Origin of the sequence: Agromyces protaetiae (assembly GCF_030866785.1) — a bacterium.
Taxonomy (GTDB): domain Bacteria; phylum Actinomycetota; class Actinomycetes; order Actinomycetales; family Microbacteriaceae; genus Agromyces; species Agromyces silvae.
The window spans coordinates 4,006,026-4,022,592 of the sequence record NZ_CP133018.1 but is presented as its reverse complement, the minus strand read 5'-3'; the positions used below and the strand labels follow the sequence as shown (position 1 = coordinate 4,022,592).

16 protein-coding genes are annotated in these 16,567 nt (G+C 70.2%); 10 read left to right on the top strand and 6 right to left on the bottom strand.

Annotation, left to right across the window (positions count from 1 at the left end):
• The first annotated feature begins 20 nt into the window (after window positions 1–20).
• On the top strand, window positions 21–830 hold the full coding sequence (locus QU602_RS18370) for an SDR family NAD(P)-dependent oxidoreductase (protein WP_308797896.1): 810 nt from the start codon (window positions 21–23) through the stop codon (window positions 828–830).
• Between the two features lie 214 nt (window positions 831–1,044).
• Here QU602_RS18370 and QU602_RS18365 read toward each other — a convergent pair whose 3' ends face one another.
• Genes QU602_RS18365 through QU602_RS18345 form a run of 5 tightly spaced genes read right to left on the bottom strand, consistent with a single transcriptional unit; the run spans window position 1,045 to window position 6,121 of the window.
• Entirely contained in the window at window positions 1,045–2,460 is a 1,416-nt protein-coding gene (locus QU602_RS18365) for an aldehyde dehydrogenase family protein (RefSeq protein ID WP_308797895.1), read from the bottom strand.
• Entirely contained in the window at window positions 2,457–3,521 is a 1,065-nt protein-coding gene (locus QU602_RS18360; protein WP_308797894.1) for a tartrate dehydrogenase, read from the bottom strand. The genes QU602_RS18365 and QU602_RS18360 overlap by 4 nt, the downstream gene beginning before the upstream one ends.
• Window positions 3,518–4,330 (bottom strand): DeoR/GlpR family DNA-binding transcription regulator, encoded by an 813-nt coding sequence (locus QU602_RS18355; protein WP_308797893.1) that lies wholly within the window; start codon window positions 4,328–4,330, stop codon window positions 3,518–3,520. Before QU602_RS18355 ends, QU602_RS18360 begins: the two co-directional genes overlap by 4 nt.
• On the bottom strand, window positions 4,327–5,235 hold the full coding sequence (locus QU602_RS18350) for a hypothetical protein (RefSeq protein WP_308797892.1): 909 nt from the start codon (window positions 5,233–5,235) through the stop codon (window positions 4,327–4,329). Before QU602_RS18350 ends, QU602_RS18355 begins: the two co-directional genes overlap by 4 nt.
• Window positions 5,225–6,121 (bottom strand): carbohydrate kinase family protein, encoded by an 897-nt coding sequence (locus tag QU602_RS18345; protein WP_308797891.1) that lies wholly within the window; start codon window positions 6,119–6,121, stop codon window positions 5,225–5,227. The genes QU602_RS18350 and QU602_RS18345 overlap by 11 nt, the downstream gene beginning before the upstream one ends.
• A gap of 181 nt (window positions 6,122–6,302) precedes the next feature.
• Between QU602_RS18345 and QU602_RS18340 the strand changes: the two genes are divergently transcribed.
• The 5 genes from QU602_RS18340 (at window position 6,303) to QU602_RS18320 (ending at window position 11,572) form a co-directional block, all read left to right on the top strand.
• On the top strand, window positions 6,303–7,223 hold the full coding sequence (locus QU602_RS18340) for a carbohydrate ABC transporter permease (RefSeq protein ID WP_373692855.1): 921 nt from the start codon (window positions 6,303–6,305) through the stop codon (window positions 7,221–7,223).
• Entirely contained in the window at window positions 7,220–8,149 is a 930-nt protein-coding gene (locus QU602_RS18335) for a carbohydrate ABC transporter permease (RefSeq protein ID WP_373692853.1), read from the top strand. Before QU602_RS18340 ends, QU602_RS18335 begins: the two co-directional genes overlap by 4 nt.
• A 47-nt stretch (window positions 8,150–8,196) precedes the next feature.
• The gene (locus QU602_RS18330; protein WP_308797890.1) at window positions 8,197–9,561 is read left to right on the top strand and encodes an ABC transporter substrate-binding protein; all 1,365 of its coding nucleotides are present in this window, start codon (window positions 8,197–8,199) and stop codon (window positions 9,559–9,561) included.
• A gap of 70 nt (window positions 9,562–9,631) precedes the next feature.
• Window positions 9,632–10,645, top strand: coding sequence for a zinc-dependent alcohol dehydrogenase (locus tag QU602_RS18325; protein ID WP_308797889.1), 1,014 nt, complete (start codon window positions 9,632–9,634; stop codon window positions 10,643–10,645).
• Window positions 10,646–10,738: 93 nt separating this feature from the next.
• The gene (locus QU602_RS18320; protein WP_308797888.1) at window positions 10,739–11,572 is read left to right on the top strand and encodes an HpcH/HpaI aldolase/citrate lyase family protein; all 834 of its coding nucleotides are present in this window, start codon (window positions 10,739–10,741) and stop codon (window positions 11,570–11,572) included.
• A gap of 6 nt (window positions 11,573–11,578) precedes the next feature.
• On the opposite strand, the gene QU602_RS18315 is transcribed toward QU602_RS18320, so the two are convergent.
• Window positions 11,579–12,622 (bottom strand): LacI family DNA-binding transcriptional regulator, encoded by a 1,044-nt coding sequence (locus QU602_RS18315; protein ID WP_308797887.1) that lies wholly within the window; start codon window positions 12,620–12,622, stop codon window positions 11,579–11,581.
• Between the two features lie 145 nt (window positions 12,623–12,767).
• Between QU602_RS18315 and QU602_RS18310 the strand changes: the two genes are divergently transcribed.
• From QU602_RS18310 to QU602_RS18295, 4 genes are read left to right on the top strand one after another with little or no spacing between them, the layout of a single operon-like run.
• A complete protein-coding gene (locus QU602_RS18310; protein WP_308797886.1) occupies window positions 12,768–13,712 on the top strand; it encodes an ABC transporter ATP-binding protein in 945 nt (314 codons plus the stop codon).
• The gene (locus QU602_RS18305; RefSeq protein WP_308797885.1) at window positions 13,709–14,524 is read left to right on the top strand and encodes an ABC transporter ATP-binding protein; all 816 of its coding nucleotides are present in this window, start codon (window positions 13,709–13,711) and stop codon (window positions 14,522–14,524) included. Before QU602_RS18310 ends, QU602_RS18305 begins: the two co-directional genes overlap by 4 nt.
• Complete coding sequence (locus QU602_RS18300; protein WP_308797884.1) at window positions 14,521–15,681, top strand: ABC transporter permease; 1,161 nt, start codon at window positions 14,521–14,523, stop codon at window positions 15,679–15,681. The genes QU602_RS18305 and QU602_RS18300 overlap by 4 nt, the downstream gene beginning before the upstream one ends.
• Window positions 15,682–15,688: 7 nt before the next feature.
• Window positions 15,689–16,561 carry an ABC transporter permease gene (locus QU602_RS18295; protein WP_308797883.1) on the top strand — a complete coding sequence of 291 codons (873 nt, stop codon included), beginning with the start codon at window positions 15,689–15,691 and terminating at the stop codon, window positions 16,559–16,561.
• Window positions 16,562–16,567: the final 6 nt, after the last annotated feature.

The following is a 16,567-nucleotide window of genomic DNA, read 5'->3' as shown; positions in this document are numbered from 1 at the left end:
CACCGACCCCGAGGAGAACCATGCTCATCGATCTCACCGACCGCGTCGTCATCGTCACCGGCGGCGCCCAGGGCATCGGGCGCGATCTCGTGCTGCGCCTGGCGCACGAGGGCGCCCATGTCGTCGCCGTGGACCGCAATCCCACGACGCTCGACGCGCTCGCCGCCGACCTCGAGGGCGCGCCGGCATCGCTCCGCCTGCAGGCCGACGTCACCTCGAAGGAGGACATGGAACGGGTCGTCGCCGAGACCGTCGAGGCGTTCGGGCGCGTGGACGTGCTCGTCAACAACGCCGGCGTCGGTGCGACGGCCCCGACCGACCTGCTCGACGAGGCCGCGTGGCGCCGCTGCCTCGACGTCAACGTCACGGGCGTGTTCCTCGCCTCGCAGGCGGTCATCCCGGTGATGAAGGCGCAGCGGTCGGGCCGGATCATCAACGCGGCCTCGTTCGCGGCCATCATCCCGAGCGTCGCGCACGCCGCCTACGGGGCATCCAAGGCGGCCGTCGCGCACTTCGGGCGCGCGCTCGCCGGCGAGCTCGGGCCGTGGGGGATCACGGTGAACTCCTACGCCCCCGGCATGGTGCCGACGAGCCTCAACGGCTTCACCGAGCGATCGCAGGCCGATCAGGATCGGCTGCTCTCGACGCTCACCCTGCGCCGGTGGGGATCGACGGAGGACATCGGGAATCTCGTGTGCTTCCTCGCCTCGGAGCAGGCCGGCTACATCACGGGTCAGCTCATCGACGTCAGCGGCGGCAAGTTCGCCACCCAGGTCCCGTCCGTCGCGTACGAGTACGAGGCGAGCGGCGACCCGGCCACCATCCTCTGACCCCCGGCCCTGCCCACCCCCCAACCCGACCCCCCCCGACCCACCCACCCCAACCCCACCCACCCGCATCGCCGAGTGATGACGAAACGCCCCGTCGCGCGGGGCGTTTCGTCATCACTCGAGGCGTTTCGTCATCACTCGGCGACCCCTGGGGGGACCCGGGGGGGAGGGGGGAGGGGGGAGGGGGGAGAGAGAGGGAGGGGGGAGAGGGGGGTCAGGGGTGGAGGACGACGAGGCGCTGGCGGACGAGCGCGTCGATCGCGTACTTGACGCCCTCGCGGCCCTGGCCCGAGTCCTTGACCCCGCCGTACGGCATGTGGTCGGCGCGGAACGAGGGCGGCATGTTGACGAGCACGGAGCCGGCCTCGGCCTCGCGTGCGAACCACATCGCGGTCGCGAGGTCCGACGTGTAGATCGCGGTGTTGAGGGCGTAGCGCGAGGCGTTGACCGCGTCGAGCGCCGCGGCGAGGTCGTCGACGGGCACCACGCTCACGACGGGACCGAACGCCTCTTCGCAGACCAGCGGACTCTGCGCGGCGACGTCGGCGAGCACGGTCGGGGCGAGCACGTCGCCGTCGCGCCCGCCGCCGGTCACGAGCCTCGCGCCGTCGGCGGTGGCGTCGGCGATCCACTCGGAGAGCCGGTCGACCGCGGTGCCCGTGATCAGCGGGCCGACGACGGTCCGCTCATCGCGGGGGTCTCCGACTGGGGACGCCGCGACGGCCGCGGCGAGCGCGTCGATGAACGCGTCGGCGGCCGGTCGCTCGACGTAGACGCGCTGCAAGGAGACACAGGCCTGTCCCGAGTTGCCGAGTGCGGCATCCGTGGCGGCGCGTGCCGCTCGCGCCAGATCCGCGTCCGCGGCGACGACGAGGGCCGTGTTCGAGCCGAGCTCGAGCACGTGGTGCTTCTTGGGCGCGGACTCCTTGAGGCGCCAGCCGACCTCGGACGAGCCCGTGAAGGTCACGACCTCCACCCGGTCGTCGGATTGCAGCGCGTCGACGATCTCGGCCGGCGGCCCCGTCACGATGCCGATCCAGCCCGCGGGCAGGCCGGCTTCGTGCAGGAGGTCGGCGACGAACCCGGCCGTGCGCGGGGCGTGGTCCGAGGGCTTCACGACCACCGCGCAGCCGGCGGCGATCGCGGGGCCCACCTTGTGCAGGAGGAGGTTGAGCGGGAAGTTGAACGGCGTGATCGCGGCGACCACGCCCATGGGTGTCGGGATCGTGAACGCGAACGTCCCCTCGCCGGCCGGCACCGCGTCGAGCGGCACCGTCTCCGACGGCAGTCGGCGCGCCTCCTCCGCGCAGGTGCGAAGCGTCTCGGCCGCCCGGCCGACCTCCGCGCGAGACGCGGTGATGGGCTTGCCGACCTCGGCGGTGATCAGCTGCGCGAGGGCTTCGGAGCGGGTCTCGACGAGCCGCGCGGTCTCGGCGAGCACGCGTGCCCGGTCGGCGACGGGGAACGCGGTGCGCATCGCGGCCGCCGCCGCGTCGACGGCGCGGACGGCGTCGGCCGCGGACGCGACGGCGACGTGGCCGGTCGGCTCGCCGGTCCAGCGGTCGAACGTCGGGCGCGAGGCATCCGTCTGTTCCCAGCGTCCGCCGATGAACAGGCCCTGTCCGGTCATGCCGCGCGCTCCGACTCGGTCGCGGCGATGCCCGCGATCACCGCGGCCGTGAACTCGCTGGTCGTGGCCGTGCCGCCGAGGTCGCGGGTCCGGGTCCCGGACGCGAGGGCGTGCTCGAAGGCACGCGTGAGGTGCGCCGCCGCCTCCGGATGCCCCAGATGCTCGAGCATCAGCGCGCCGCTCCAGATCTGCCCGGTCGGGTTGGCGAGGCCCTGGCCCGCGATGTCGGGCGCGGTGCCGTGCACCGGTTCGAACATCGAGGGCAGGCGCCGCTCGGGGTTGAGGTTGGCGCTCGGCGCGACGCCGATCGAGCCGGTGACCGCGCTGGCGAGGTCCGAGAGGATGTCGCCGAGCAGGTTGGACGCGACGATCACGTCGAACCGATCGGGGTGCAGCACGAGCGCGGCGGCGAGCGCGTCGACCAGAACGGTCCGGACCTCGACCCCGTCGACCGCCTCGGCGACGACCTCGTCCCAGAACGGCATCGTGTGGATGATGCCGTTGCCCTTGCTCGCCGAGGTGAGATGCCCGGTGCGGCTGCGCGCGAGCCGGGCGGCGAACCCGGCGACCCTGGCCACTCCGCGCCGGCTGAACACCGCCGACTGGATCGCGATCTCATGGTCGCCCGAGCCCTGTCGCCCGCCCACCGACGAGTACTCGCCCTCGGTGTTCTCGCGGACGATGACGAGGTCGATCGGGACGTCGCGGGCGAGCACGCTCGGCACCCCGGGGAGCGAGCGGGCCGGCCGCAGGTTGATGTACTGGTCGAACTCGCGACGGATGGGGATGAGCAGCCCCCAGAGCGTCTCGGCGTCGGGGATCTCGGGGTCGCCGACGGCGCCCAGGAAGATGGCGTCGGTTCCCGTGATCCGCTCGAGTCCGTCCGTGGGCATCATGCGCCCGTGGCGACGGAAGTGGTCGGTGCCCCAGGGCAGTTCCTCCCACTCGAGCCGGAGATCGTGCCGGTCGGCGATCACGTCGAGGCAGGCGATCGCGGCGGGCACGGTCTCGAGCCCGATGCCGTCGCCGGCGATGACGCTGATCCGGTGCGACCGGCTCATCGCTGCACCTCGGCGGCGACCGCGACCCGCTGCAGGTCGACGTCGGCGGCCGCGACGATCGCGGCCGACTCGGGCGAGATCTCGTCGTCGGAGATGAGCACGTCGATCGCCTCCCAGTCGCAGATGCGCACCATGCCGGACGCGGTGAACTTGGAGCTGTCGGCGACGAGCACCACCGTGTCGGCGACCTCGATCAGCGCGCGTTTGGTGACCGCGTCGAACCCGTTGCCGCAGTAGGCGCCCCGCTCGTCGAGGCCGCTGGCCGCGAGGAACAGCACGTCGAGACGCAGCTCCGAGATCATGGCGAGCGTCGTCTCACCCGCGAAGGACAGCGACTCCCAGTGCAGCAGGCCGCCGAGTCCGGTCAGCTCGACGCCCCGGTTGCCCGCGAGCGCCGTGATCGCCGGCAGGGACGGCGTGACGACGCGGAGTGCCGCGTCGTGGGGAAGGCTCGCGGCGATGTGCGCGGCGGTGGTGCCGGCATCGATGCCGATCACCGAGCCACGCGGCAGCGAGTCCACGGCGTGCTGTGCGATGGCGAGCTTGGCGTCGGAGCGCCGCCGGTCGCGATCCACGTACTCGATGCCGGAGAGGTCGCCCGGCGCGAGGGAGCCGACGCCGCCGTGGAACGCACGGACCTGCTTCTCGCCGACCAGCCGGGCGATGTCGCGGCGGATGGTCATCTCCGAGACGCCGAGCCGGGAGGAGAGCTCCGCGATGGTGCAGTAGCCCTGCTCGTTGACGTACCGCGCGAGCCGGTCACGGCGTTCGGCCGCTGAGCCGTAGGCGAAGCGCTCGGGCGTGCTCATCGGATCGGGTCCTCGGCCAGCGAGCCCCGGCGGGCATCGGCCACGAGCGCCTTGAGCGTCTCGAGCCGTGCCACGGACCGCTCGGCCATCGACGCCGCCGGGTCCGGGTCGGACACGGTGTCCGCCCAGATGGCCCGGCCGGCGAGGAACCCGTCGGCGCCGCCGGCGCACGCAGCGGCCACCGCGTCCGCGAAGTCGTCGCGCTCGACGCCGTTGGACAGCACCACCCAGGGCACGTCGATGGTCTCGGTCAGCACCTTCGCCTCCGCTTCCACGCCCGAGACATCCTGGGCGACATAGCCCGGGACCTCCGCCTTGTAGACCGACGCATCCCGGCTCAGATCGTTCGCTGCCTCCAGAATGGCGTCGAAGCGGTCGCGAGTCGAGCGCCACTGCTCGCCGAGCGGGGGCCGGACGATCCCCTCGATGAACGTCGGCAATCCTGCACGCGACGCGAGATTCAGGAACGCCTCGAGGTCGGCCCGGAAGTCGTCGTCGCCGCGGCGCCAGATGACGAGGTACTTGAGTGCGTCGGCGCGCACATGCGAGACATACGCGGCGTCGATCGCCGGGTCGAGGTCCGTCGACATCACGCCGACGCCGCGGGCGCTGTGCAGCCGGTCCGCGGCGAGCAGGAGGCCGCACCCGGCGGCGAGCGCCGCAGGCCGGAACCGACCGGGCACACCGAGCGGGTGGTCGAGCAGCATGCCGGAGGCCAGCGGGCTCAGCGTGCGGGTGGCCGCGGCCTTGAACTCGGCGAGCGCGGCGTCGTCGACGAGTTCGCCGTCGGGCCCCGGCGGGAACATCTCGCGGAGCGATTCGCGCTGGTCGAGCGCGACCATGGTGAACGCGCCCTCGGGGCTGCGCAGAGCTTCGAGTCTGGTGTCTGCCGCACTAGCGGGCATGGTCGCCTCTCTCACGATGGGTCTGGGCGGAGTACTCCGCGTGGACGTCGTCCCGGAACGGGATCGCAGATCTGCCGTCGAGCGCCAGGCACGAGCGCGCCGCGACCCAGGACGCCAGCGCGGTGGCCGAACCCAGATCGCCGCCGCCGACGATCCCGGCGAGCAGGGCGCCGTGGAACACGTCGCCGGCCCCGAGGGTCGAGACCGCGTCGACCTCGACGGCCGGGACGGCGCCTCGGGCTCCGCCGCCCGAGTACCGGGCGCCGCGCGCGCCGTCGGTCATGACGACCGCGGCGGCGCCGTCGGCGTGCGCGCGGTCGAGCGCGCGGTCGACGTCGCCCGGGTAGCGCTCGAGCAGGGCCGAACGCGTCGGCGCGTACAGCGCGACGTCGCGCAGGGCGAGTGCCGGGACGGGATTGCCCGCGTCGATGCTGATCCGGGCGCGCAGACCCGCCGAGCGGGCCGCCGCGACGGCCGGATAGCCGGTCTGGTCGACGTGGATCCACGGCGCCGCGTCGACGGGGATCGATTCGGGGGCCGGCATCGGCGCCGGTCTGGTGAAGATGGTTCGGGATGCATCGCCCGACACGACGATGACACTGGCGCCCGTGTGGGTGCCCCCGCCGACGAGCCAGCGCGTGTCGACGCCCTCGGCCTCGAGGCCACGCCGCACCGCCCGCCCGGTGTCGTCGTCGCCCACGACTCCGGCGAAGCCGACGGCGATGCCGAGCCGCGCGAGCGCGACGGCCGCGGTGGCGGCGGGGCCGCCCCCGGCCGTCACGATCGCGCGCGCCTCGACCCGGCTGTCCTCGGACGGATACCGGTCGGTGACGGCGATGGTGTCGTGCGTGGCCGAGCCGACGCAGAGCACTTCCAGGTCAGCCACCAGGCCGCCTCCTCCCACACGCCATCATCGGATGAGCACCACAGTACATGATTTGTTCGGTAATGCTCATCCGATGTTTGATTTCTCACACTTTCATGGCTAACCTGGCCGAGTTCGGTCCCTTCAACGACGAATGCGAGCGCAAGATGCACACCCCTTCGAGTCCGTGCGGAGATCCCAGGTGACGGCGATCGTCCGGCCCCGCCGGGTCGCCACCCGCCGCCGCGGCACCAGCGCACGCGGCTGGATGGGCTGGCTCTTCATCGCACCCTTCGGCGTCGTCTTCCTCTTCGCGATCGTCGCGCCGGTCTGCTACGCCGTCTACCTGAGCCTGTTCCAGGACCGGCTCGTCGGCGGCACCGCGTTCGTCGGCATCGACAACTTCGTCTACGCGTTCACCGACCCGCAGTTCCACGAGGCGGTCGGGCGGATCCTGCTGTTCTTCGCCGTACAGGTGCCCATCATGCTCGGGCTCTCGCTGTTCGCCGCGCTGGCGCTCGACAGCGCGAGCCTGCGCTGGGCGCCGCTCTACCGGATCATGCTGTTCCTGCCGTTCGCGGTGCCGGGCGTCATCGCGGCGCTCATGTGGGGCTTCCTCTACGGCAGCCGGTTCGGTCTCGTCGGCAACCTCAACGAGTTCTTCGGCATCGCGCTGCCGGATCCGCTCTCCGGCGAGTGGGTGCTCGCGGCGATCGCGAACATCGCGACCTGGAGCTTCCTCGGATACAACATGCTCGTCATGTACTCGGCATTGCGCACCGTGCCCCGGGAGCTCTACGAGTCGGCGGCGATCGACGGTGCAGGCCGCTGGCGGGTCATCCGCTCGATCAAATTGCCCGCCCTCCGCCCGGCCTTCGCGGTCTGCCTGGTCTTCTCGGTGATCGGCAGCTTCCAGCTGTTCAACCAGCCGAACATCCTGCGAAGCCTCAGCCCCAACACCATCTCCTCGAACTTCACCCCGAACATGTACGCCTACTCGCTGTCCTTCGCCGGCCAGCAGCACAACTACGCGGCCGCGATCGCGATCGTCATGGGCCTGCTGACGATGATCGTCGCCTATGCCGCGCAGCGAGTCGGCCGCCGCGATGGGAGCGAACGATGACCGCCACCGCCGCGCGAGCCCCTCGCCGATCCAAGGACACCCTCGACCGAGGGCTGCTGCGCCGGTCGTCGAACTCGTTCTTGAAGCCCCGGGCCTCGATCCCGCTCGGCGTGCTGATGACGATCCTGCTGCTCTACTGCCTGCTGCCCATCGTGTGGCTCGTCATCACCTCGACGAAGACCCAGTCCGCCATCCTCTCGAGCTTCGGCCTGTGGTTCTCCGGCGACTTCGCTCTCTGGGACAACATCGTCGCGACCGTCACCTACGACAACGGCATCTTCCTGTCCTGGTTCGGCAACACGCTGCTGTACGTCGTCGCCGGCGCCGGCGGTGCGACCGTGCTCGCGACGCTCGCGGGGTACGGTCTGGCGAGGTTCCAGTTCGCCGGGAAGCGCGCGGTGTTCGCGATCGTGATCGGTGCGATCGCCATCCCGGGAACCGCGCTCGCGGTGCCGACCTTCCTCATGTTCAGCTCGCTCGGGCTGACGAACGGGCCGCTCGCGGTCATCATCCCGTCGGCGGTGAGCCCGTTCGGGCTCTACCTGATCTGGATCTACGCGACCGACGCCATCCCGGCCGAGGTCATCGAGGCGGCGCGGGTCGATGGGGCCGGCGAGTTCCGCATCTTCTTCACGATCGCGCTCCGGCTGCTCATGCCGGGATTCATCACCGTGCTGCTGTTCAACGTCGTGGAGACCTGGAACAACTACTTCCTCCCGCTGATCATGCTCAGCGACCCCACGTGGTATCCGCTCACGGTCGGGCTCAATCTCTGGAGCACGCAGGCGAATCAACCCGGCGGCGTCGCGATCTACGAGCTGATCGTCACGGGATCCCTGCTCACGATCGTCCCGATCATCGTCATCTTCCTGCTCATGCAGCGCTACTGGCAGTCGGGTCTGACCGCCGGAAGCGTCAAGGCCTAACGCACCACCCCGCAACCCGCACGAACACCCTTACGAAAGGATCCATGGTGTCCGCATCATCGAGAACCGCCATGCGCCGGCTGGTCAGTGCACTCGCCATCGGCGTCGCCTCAACGCTCGCCGTCACGGGCTGCGCCGGCGGCGGTGGGTCGGCAGAGCAGCCGACCGTCGCCGCCGAGTACAGCCAGGCCGACATCGACGCCGCGCTCGAGGAGGGCGCCGACCTCACGTTCTGGGCCTGGGGCCCACAGTACGAGGCGGTCGTCGAGGCGTTCAACGCGGCGTACCCGAACATGAACGTCACGCTGCAGAACCAGGGCGCGAACGCCGAGCAGTACACCAAGCTGCAGAACGTCATCTCCGCCGGATCCGGCGTGCCCGACGTCGTGCAGCTCGAGTTCCTCGCGTTCCCGCAGTTCGCGCTCGGCGACTCGATCGTCGACCTGAACGAGTACGGGCTCGGCTCCATGGAGGAGGACTTCACGAACGCCGCCTGGGGCGCGTCGCAGTACGCCGGCGGGCTCTACGGGCTTCCCCAGGACGCCGGCCCCCTCGCTCTGTTCTACCGGCAGGACGTGTTCGACCAGTTCGGACTCGAGGTGCCGACCACGTGGGAGGAGTACACCGAGGTCGCGCGCGCCCTGCAGGCCGCGGACCCGGCCCGGTTCATCGCGGCCGACGTCGGCGAGCCGAACCTCTTCAACGCGCTGATCTGGGAGGCCGGCGGACGCCCCTACTCGGTCGACGGCACGACGGTCGGCATCGACTTCGCGGACGAGGGCGTCGAGCGGTTCGTCGACGTCTGGCAGCCGCTCATCGACGAAGGTCTCCTCGACACCCGCACCGCGGGCTTCACGCCCGAGTGGAACGCCGGGCTCGCGAACGGCACCTACGCGACGTGGGTGACCGGTGCCTGGGGCGCCGGCACGCTGCAGCGCCGCATCCCCGAGGCCAGCGGACTCTGGCGCGTCGCGCCGTTGCCGCAGTTCGAGGACGGCGACTTCGTCACCTCGCAGAACGGCGGCTCGCTGTCGGCCGTCACGGAGGCGAGTGAGCACAAGCTGGCCGCGGTCGGGTTCGTGCAGTGGATGGCCTCGGCGCCCGAGGCGCAGGAGATCTGGGTCTCGCTCGGCGGCTTCCCCGCCGGGACGCTGACGACCGACTCCGACGAGTGGCTGGACGCCGAGGTCGAGTACTTCGGCGGCCAGCAGATCAACCAGATCTTCGCCGAGTCGGCGGCCAGTGTGGGCTCAGGCTGGGAGTTCCTGCCGTTCCAGACCTATGCCAACAGCATCTTCCCCGACAGCGTCGGAAGCGCGTTCGCCGGTGAGATCGACCTGACCACGGCCCTCGAGCAGTGGCAGACCAGCCTGCGGTCCTACGCCGAGGCGCAGGGATTCGACGTCGAGTGAGGCGATCGGGAGCGGCCGCGCCGGGCTCCGGCGCGGCCGTTCCCCTCGCCCGCGGGAGAGGATGCAGAGCATGAAGGCGTTCGTCGTGGACCGTCGGGGGCACGGGTCGGTGCAGCAGGTCGAACCGCCGGTCGCCGGACCGGGCGAGGCCGTCGTCGAGGTGCGTCGCGTCGGTATCTGCGGCACCGACGTCGGCCTGTTCGAGGCGGACGACGCGCGGATCGCGCGAGCGCGCATGGACTTCCCGCTGAGGATCGGCCACGAATGGATGGGCGTCGTCGTCGAGCTCGGCGACGGCGTCGATCCGGCGTGGCTCGGACGGCGCGTGGTCGGCGACACCATGATCGGATGCGGCGAATGCGACGCGTGCCGACGCGGCCACCATCACGTCTGCGCGGACCGCATCGAGGTCGGTGTGCGCGGCGGATGGTCCGGTGCGTTCGCCGAACGCCTGCTGATGCCCGTCGCCTCGCTGCATCCGCTGCCCGACGAGGTCTCGGACGAGGCGGGCGCGCTGGTCGAGCCCGCGGCGAACGCCGTGCGCGCGGTCCGGGCGGCGCTCGCCGACCGGGTGGGCCGAGTGCTCGTCATCGGGCCGGGCACCATCGGCGTGCTGTGTGCGCTCTTCGCCGCGGCGGCCGGCGCCGATGTGACCCTGCTCGGGCGGCGGGAGGGCTCGGCCGCGCTCCCGAGGCGGCTCGGACTCCGGGTGAGCATCGACGCCGCGGCGGTCGCGCGTGAGACGTGGGATGCCGTGATCGATGCGACCGACGCGCCGACGATGCCGGCGTTCGCGCTGGACGTGGTCGCGCCGGCCGGCCGGGTCGTGCTCGTCGGCGTCTCGCCGACGCCGAGCCTCGTCGACTCCAGGGTCAGCGTGCACAAGGACGCCACGATCGTCGGTGTCCTCGGCGGCTCCGCCGGGATCGCCGAGGCCATCGAGGCCTTCGCGACGGGCCGGGTCGACCCGGTGCCGCTCATCGCCGAGACGATCGGACTGGCCGACCTCGACGGCGAGCTCGCGGGCCGCCGCGCCCACGCCGACGGCTCGCCGCCCAAGGTGGTCGTGGACCCGCGACGGTGAGCCCGAGTCGCTCCTGCCGACGCTCGGGCTGGACTGTTCGATGTCGAGACATCGCGGCGGGCGGGCCCGGCAGCTCCGTTAGCGTGGTGGTCTGTGAACCGCAACGACGTCGCGCCGGAGATCGCTCGCTCATGGCTCCTGGTGAACGCGGCCAAACCCGAGCTGTTCGACGAGGCGTCGGCCTCTCGCGCAGACCAGATCGTGCTCGATGTCGAGGATGCTGTTGATCCGCTCCTGAAAGCGGGGGCGCGACGCGACGTTGCGTCGTGGCTTTCGCAGCCAGGGAACGAAGCATGGGTACGCATCAACGACCGATCAACCGAGTTCTGGTCGGACGACGTCGACGTGCTGAAGGGCCTTGCCGGGCTGCGCGGGGTGATGCTCGCCAAAGCGGAGGGCGCCGCTCACGTGACGGAGACCTTCGATCGTCTTGGCGGCGCGACACCGGTGCTGGCGCTGATCGAATCGGCGCTGGGCATCGAGGAAGCGGTGGCCATAGCCAGAGCGCGCGGATGCTTCCGGCTCGCGTTCGGGTCCGGCGACTATCGCCGTGACACCGGTGCCAGCGCAGATGAGCTCGCCATGGCATACCCGCGTTCTCGGCTGGTTGTCGCCTCTCGAATCGGAGGGCTTCCTGGTCCGATCGATGGACCGACGGTCGGCTCCGCGCACCGTCAACTTCGCGAGCAGAGCGAGGTGACGGTCTCGCTCGGGCTCACCGGAAAACTGTGTCTGCATCTCGAGCAGCTGTCCGTCGTGAATGAAGTGATCTCGCCGACCTCCTCCGACGTCGCCTGGGCCCGGGACTTCCTCGCTGATTTCGAGTTCCGCGGCGGTGTCGTTCGCGACGGCTCGGATCTCCCGCGGCTCGGTCGCGCTCGCAAGATCGAAACGCTCGCGCGCGCCTTCAACGTCGAGCCGGCGTGACGCCGGCTAACTCGGGCGGGGCAGACTCGAGGCGCGCGCGATGAGCGTGGGCGCGAGCTGCACAGATGAGACGTCGTCGCCGTTCATCAGGTGGCGCAAGGTGTCCAGCGCGGTCCGGCCGAGTTCGTGCATCGGAGACCGAACGGTGGTGAGCGGGGTCGCGATCTCAGCGGCCAGCGGCGTGTCGTTGTAACCGACGATCGCGACGTCGTCGGGAACCCGAAGCCCGTGGTCGCGGAGCGCGCCGAGCGCGCCGATCGCGGCAAAGTCGTTCGTGGCGAACACGGCGTCGGGGAGATATCCCGAGGCGAGCACCTGCTCCATGCCGGCGCGCCCGCCTGCGGCGTCGAAGCCGCTGTACACGACGTGCGAGGGGTCGACGCGATGCCCCGCGTGCTCGTATGCCTCGACGAGCCCGCGAGTCCGATCCTGAGCTGTCGAGGCGAAGGGGAGCCCCGCCAGGACCACGGGGCGTGTGCGTCCGCCGTGGAGCAGGTGCTCGCCGACGAGGCGGCCGCCGACGACGTCGTCGCATGTGACGGCGATGTGATCGCCCGCGTGCCGCGACACCAGCACGAACGGCACCCCGCGCTCCGCGAACTCGTCGAGGAAGCTGTGGTCGAGGTGGGCGTCGCCGAAGATCAGTCCGTCGACCCGGCGCTGCAGCATCATCTCGCTCTTCGCGGCCTGACTCGCGGGGTCGTCGAACGAGTTCGTGACGAAGGTCGAGAGGCCGGCCTCGGTCGCCGCATCCTCGATGCCCTCGTAGATGGTGGCGAGCACGAAGTCCTGGAGGCGAGGCACGAGCACGCCGACGAGCCCCGATCGAGACGTTCGCAGGCTCGCAGCGATGGGGTTCGCCCGGTAGCCGCGTTCGAGGGCACTGCGCCGGATCCGTTCGACCGTTTCCGGCGAGGCCCACCGCTCTGCCTCTTCGGCGCTCTGGGCCCGCAGCACGCGCGACACGGTCGAAACGCTCACTGCCAGATCGCTCGCGAGCGTGCGAAGGGTGACCGGGCCGTGGCCCAGCACCTTCGCGCGCTCGCTCATACCTGCACCCTATTCGAAGCGGGGACGAAACACATTAGTTACACAATCGATTGGGCCAAACGATTGTGCAAATTGCGAAATCCCGCTTTGATAGTCCCCATCCGTCGGGGCAACAGCCTCTCCATCCCGAAGGAGCGAGGGAGAAATGACCAAACCGATCGATGCGTCTCCGGTGAGATCGCGCGACTCGAACGACCAGGACCGCGGCGACGCCCTGCTTGAGGTACGCGACTCCAGCGTCGACTACGCCGCAGGCACGCGGGCGATCAACGGTGCCAGCCTCGACATCCGCCCGGGTGAGCGCGTGGCGATCGTCGGAGAGTCCGGGTCAGGCAAGAGCACGCTCGCGCTGGCGGTCGCCGGCTTCCTGCGAGCCGACGAACTCGCCGCGGTCGAGGGCACGATCACATTCGAGGGGCGTGTGCAGACCCCCGCGCAGGCGCATCGCATCCCGTCCCGTACGCCCGGAATCTCGATGGTCTTCCAAGACGCGATGACCTCGCTGGACCCCGTCTGGTCGATCGGCAGTCAGTTGCGAGCGGTGCTCAAAGCGGATGGTTCGACACCGCGTCGTGAGCTCGACGCCGCCGCGCGGGACTGGCTGATCAGAGTCGGCCTCCATGACACCGAGCGCGTGATGAAGTCGCGACCGTACGAGTTGTCGGGCGGCATGCGCCAGCGGGTGATGATCGCCCTCTCCCTGTGCGGCCGTCCGAGACTGCTGATTGCGGACGAGCCGACCAGCGCCCTCGACGCATCCCTGGCGCGCGGCACCATGGATCTGCTCGTCGAGCTCGTGGAAGCCACCGGTGTGTCGCTGCTCATCGTCAGCCATGACATCCATCTCTGCCTCGAATATGCCGACTCGCTCGTGGTGATGTACCGGGGTGACGTCGTGGAGCAGGGCCCGTCGCGCCTGCTCGCCCAGCACGCCGATCATCCGTATACGCAGGGACTCCTGCACTGCGTGCCCACTCTTGAAAACGCGAGCTCCGAGGAACTACCGACCCTCGCCTCGTTCATGGCCGCGACGGGCGGCCCGGCGTCCGGCAGCAGTACCGGCCAGCCCGCGAAGGAGCTCGCACGATGAACGAAACGACCACTCCCGCCATCGCGGTGCGCGCTGAGGGCGTCTCCAAGACCTTCGGCAGCATCACCAAGCACCGCGCACTCGACGACGTCTCGGTGTCGTTCGAGTCGGGTTCGCTCACGGGGATCGTCGGTGAATCCGGGTCGGGCAAGTCCACGCTCGCGCGGATCCTCGTCGGGCTCGAGACGCCATCGGCGGGCCGTGTCAGCTATGGCGATCACGACCTGCGCTCCGCGCTGAAGACGGCCGAGGGCCGAAAGGACATGCGCCGCCTTGTGCAGTTCGTCGGCCAGGACACCACTTCATCGTTCGACCCGCGGCACACGCTCCGCGAGGCCGTGATGTACCCGGCGATGAACCTGCTGGGGCTGTCGCGAACCGCGGCGAGCGAGCGCGTCGACGATGTCGTGCGTCGACTCGACCTGCCGGCCGGCCTCACCGACCGGTACGCTTCGCAGGTCTCGGGCGGCCAGCGGCAGAGATTCGCCCTGGCCCGTGCGCTCGTCGTCGGACCGCAGATGCTGATCTGCGACGAGGTGGTCTCCGCGCTGGATGTCTCCGCGCAAGCCGTCGTGCTCAACCACCTGCGCCATATCGCACGGGAGTTCGGCACCGGACTGATCTTCGTCTCGCACGGTCTGCCTGCGACGGCATTCGTCGCCGACGACCTCATCGTCATGCTCCACGGGCGAATCGTCGAACGGGGTGCGGTCTCGGAGATCCTCGAGAACCCCGAAGCCGAGTACACGCGGCGGCTCCTCGACAGCTACCGCGGCCCGAGTACCTCAGACCACGAAGGAGTGCACGCATGACGTCGACGACGGCACCGCCCGCTGGTGCGAAGGGCGCGGAAGCCGCCGAAGCGGCCGAGGCGATCGAGCTCGACACGGCGTTCGACGGCGCAGACCGAACTCGGTCGGCCGGATCACGCCTGTTCGGCTGGTTCCAGCGACAGCGATGGTGGATCACGCGTGTCGCGGTGCTCCCCGTGCATCTCCTGCTGTTCGCGATCTTCACGTTCATCCTGATCCGGCTCATGCCCGGCGACCCCGTGATCGCACTCCTGGGAAACCAGTCGTGGACCCAGGAGGACTACGACCGGCTGCAGGCCGCGCTCGGCCTGGACGGCTCGATCTTCGATCAGCTCGCCACGTACCTCAGCCAGCTCGTCACGCTCGACCTCGGCCAGTCGTTCATCACCAAACGGGATATCTCGACCGAGCTCGCGCTGCGGCTTCCGGGCACGATCGAGCTCGCCTTCCTCAGCTTGATCATCGCGGCGATCATCAGCGGGATCGGATCCTTCATGGCGATCTCGCGACCGAAGGGCGTCATCGCCCGCCTCGCTCACGGCTACGCCCGAGCGGCCGGGGCGGTGCCGGACTTCGTCCTCGCGATCGGCGGAATCCTCCTCTTCTATTCATTGCTGCGTTGGATTCCGGCGCCGATCGGCAGACTCGACGCGGGGCTTGCGCCCCCGACGCAGATCACCGGCTTCCCGCTGATCGACGCCATCGCACAGGGATACTGGGCCGGCGCCGGGTCCATGCTGGCGCACCTCGCGCTCCCCGTCATCGCGCTCGCCCTCGCCCAGGTCCCGATCCTGATCCGCCTCACCATCGCCGGACTCGAGAAGGCGATCGAGGCTCCCGCCACGCTGTTCCGCGTCGCATCGGGTGCGCCGCGGTTCACGGTCCTCTTGAGCGTCTATCGCCGAGCGCTTCCGCCGGTCGTCACGGTCGCGGGTTCGATCTTCGGAGGAATGATCGGCGGTGCCGTGGTGATCGAGAACCTGTTCGGCTTCACCGGTGCGGGCAGGTATGCCGCTGAGGCGGTCGCGACCGGCGACTACCTCGCCCTGCAGGGCTTCCTCCTCGCCACGGCAGCCCTGATGCTCGTGATCTTCCTGGTCATCGACATGACCAACATGATCCTCGACCCCCGCCGCCGGCCCGGAACGCGAATCTGAGGTGCCCATGACCACGACAGTGAATCCCCAGCCCGTACCTTCCCGCAGCGCCGCCCGCGACCGGCGATCCGCACCGAGCGGCTGGTTGGCACTCATCCCGCTGTTCCTGCTCGTCGCGGTTGCCGTCTTCGGCAGCTTCGTCGTTCCGTACGACCCGATCCGAGTGGTCGGCCCGCCATCGTCGCCACCGTCAGCCGACCACTGGTTCGGCACCGACTCGGCGGGCTTGGACGTCTTCTCGCGAACCGTTGCGGCGACCGGTCTGAACATGATGATCGCCGCGCTGACGGCGCTGCTCGCCACCGTGCTCGGCATCGCACTCGGTTTGATCTCCGGGATGAACGAATCCGCCACGGGGCCGTTCGCCTGGCTCGCGCGCGGTCTCGCCCGCCTCATCGACCTGATGGAGTCCATCCCCGGCGTGATCCTCGGTCTCGTCGCCGTCAGCGTGTTCGGCGCCAACGTCGTCACCCTGATCCTGGTCATGGGGATCATCCTCTGCAGCAGCCAGACCCGCCTCACCCGAACCGAGGTGCTGCGGGTCCGGACCGAGGCATACCTCGACGCGGCCAGGATGGCGGGCGACAGCGAGGCGCGACTGACCTTCCGCCACGTGCTCCCGAACGCCTCGTGGGCGGCCCTGCAGAATGCCTCGAACCTCTTCGCAATCAGCATCATCGTGACCGCCGCGCTCGGATTCATCGGCGCGGGGATGCCGCCGCCCACTCCGGAGTGGGGCTCGATGCTCGCGCAGGGCACCAGTGACGCCCTCGTGGGCCGCTGGTGGGCGGCACTCGCCCCCGCGGTCACGCTGACGGCGACCGTCGTCATCGTGTCGACGGCTGCGAACCGGCTGCTGCGAACTCCCACGTCCAAATGACTGCTG

Excerpts from the sequence above, each read along its gene's own strand:
- QU602_RS18295 (WP_308797883.1), top strand. The coding sequence starts at position 15,689 with ATGACCACGACAGTGAATCCCCAGCCCGTACCTTCCCGCAGCGCCGCC.
- QU602_RS18350 (WP_308797892.1), bottom strand. The coding sequence starts at position 5,235 with ATGCCCGCTAGTGCGGCAGACACCAGACTCGAAGCTCTGCGCAGCCCC.
- QU602_RS18325 (WP_308797889.1), top strand. The coding sequence starts at position 9,632 with ATGAAGGCGTTCGTCGTGGACCGTCGGGGGCACGGGTCGGTGCAGCAG.
- QU602_RS18305 (WP_308797885.1), top strand. The coding sequence starts at position 13,709 with ATGAACGAAACGACCACTCCCGCCATCGCGGTGCGCGCTGAGGGCGTC.
- QU602_RS18365 (WP_308797895.1), bottom strand. The coding sequence starts at position 2,460 with ATGACCGGACAGGGCCTGTTCATCGGCGGACGCTGGGAACAGACGGAT.
- QU602_RS18355 (WP_308797893.1), bottom strand. The coding sequence starts at position 4,330 with ATGAGCACGCCCGAGCGCTTCGCCTACGGCTCAGCGGCCGAACGCCGT.
- QU602_RS18315 (WP_308797887.1), bottom strand. The coding sequence starts at position 12,622 with ATGAGCGAGCGCGCGAAGGTGCTGGGCCACGGCCCGGTCACCCTTCGC.
- QU602_RS18335 (WP_373692853.1), top strand. The coding sequence starts at position 7,220 with ATGACCGCCACCGCCGCGCGAGCCCCTCGCCGATCCAAGGACACCCTC.
- QU602_RS18310 (WP_308797886.1), top strand. The coding sequence starts at position 12,768 with ATGACCAAACCGATCGATGCGTCTCCGGTGAGATCGCGCGACTCGAAC.
- QU602_RS18370 (WP_308797896.1), top strand. The coding sequence starts at position 21 with ATGCTCATCGATCTCACCGACCGCGTCGTCATCGTCACCGGCGGCGCC.
- QU602_RS18300 (WP_308797884.1), top strand. The coding sequence starts at position 14,521 with ATGACGTCGACGACGGCACCGCCCGCTGGTGCGAAGGGCGCGGAAGCC.
- QU602_RS18360 (WP_308797894.1), bottom strand. The coding sequence starts at position 3,521 with ATGAGCCGGTCGCACCGGATCAGCGTCATCGCCGGCGACGGCATCGGG.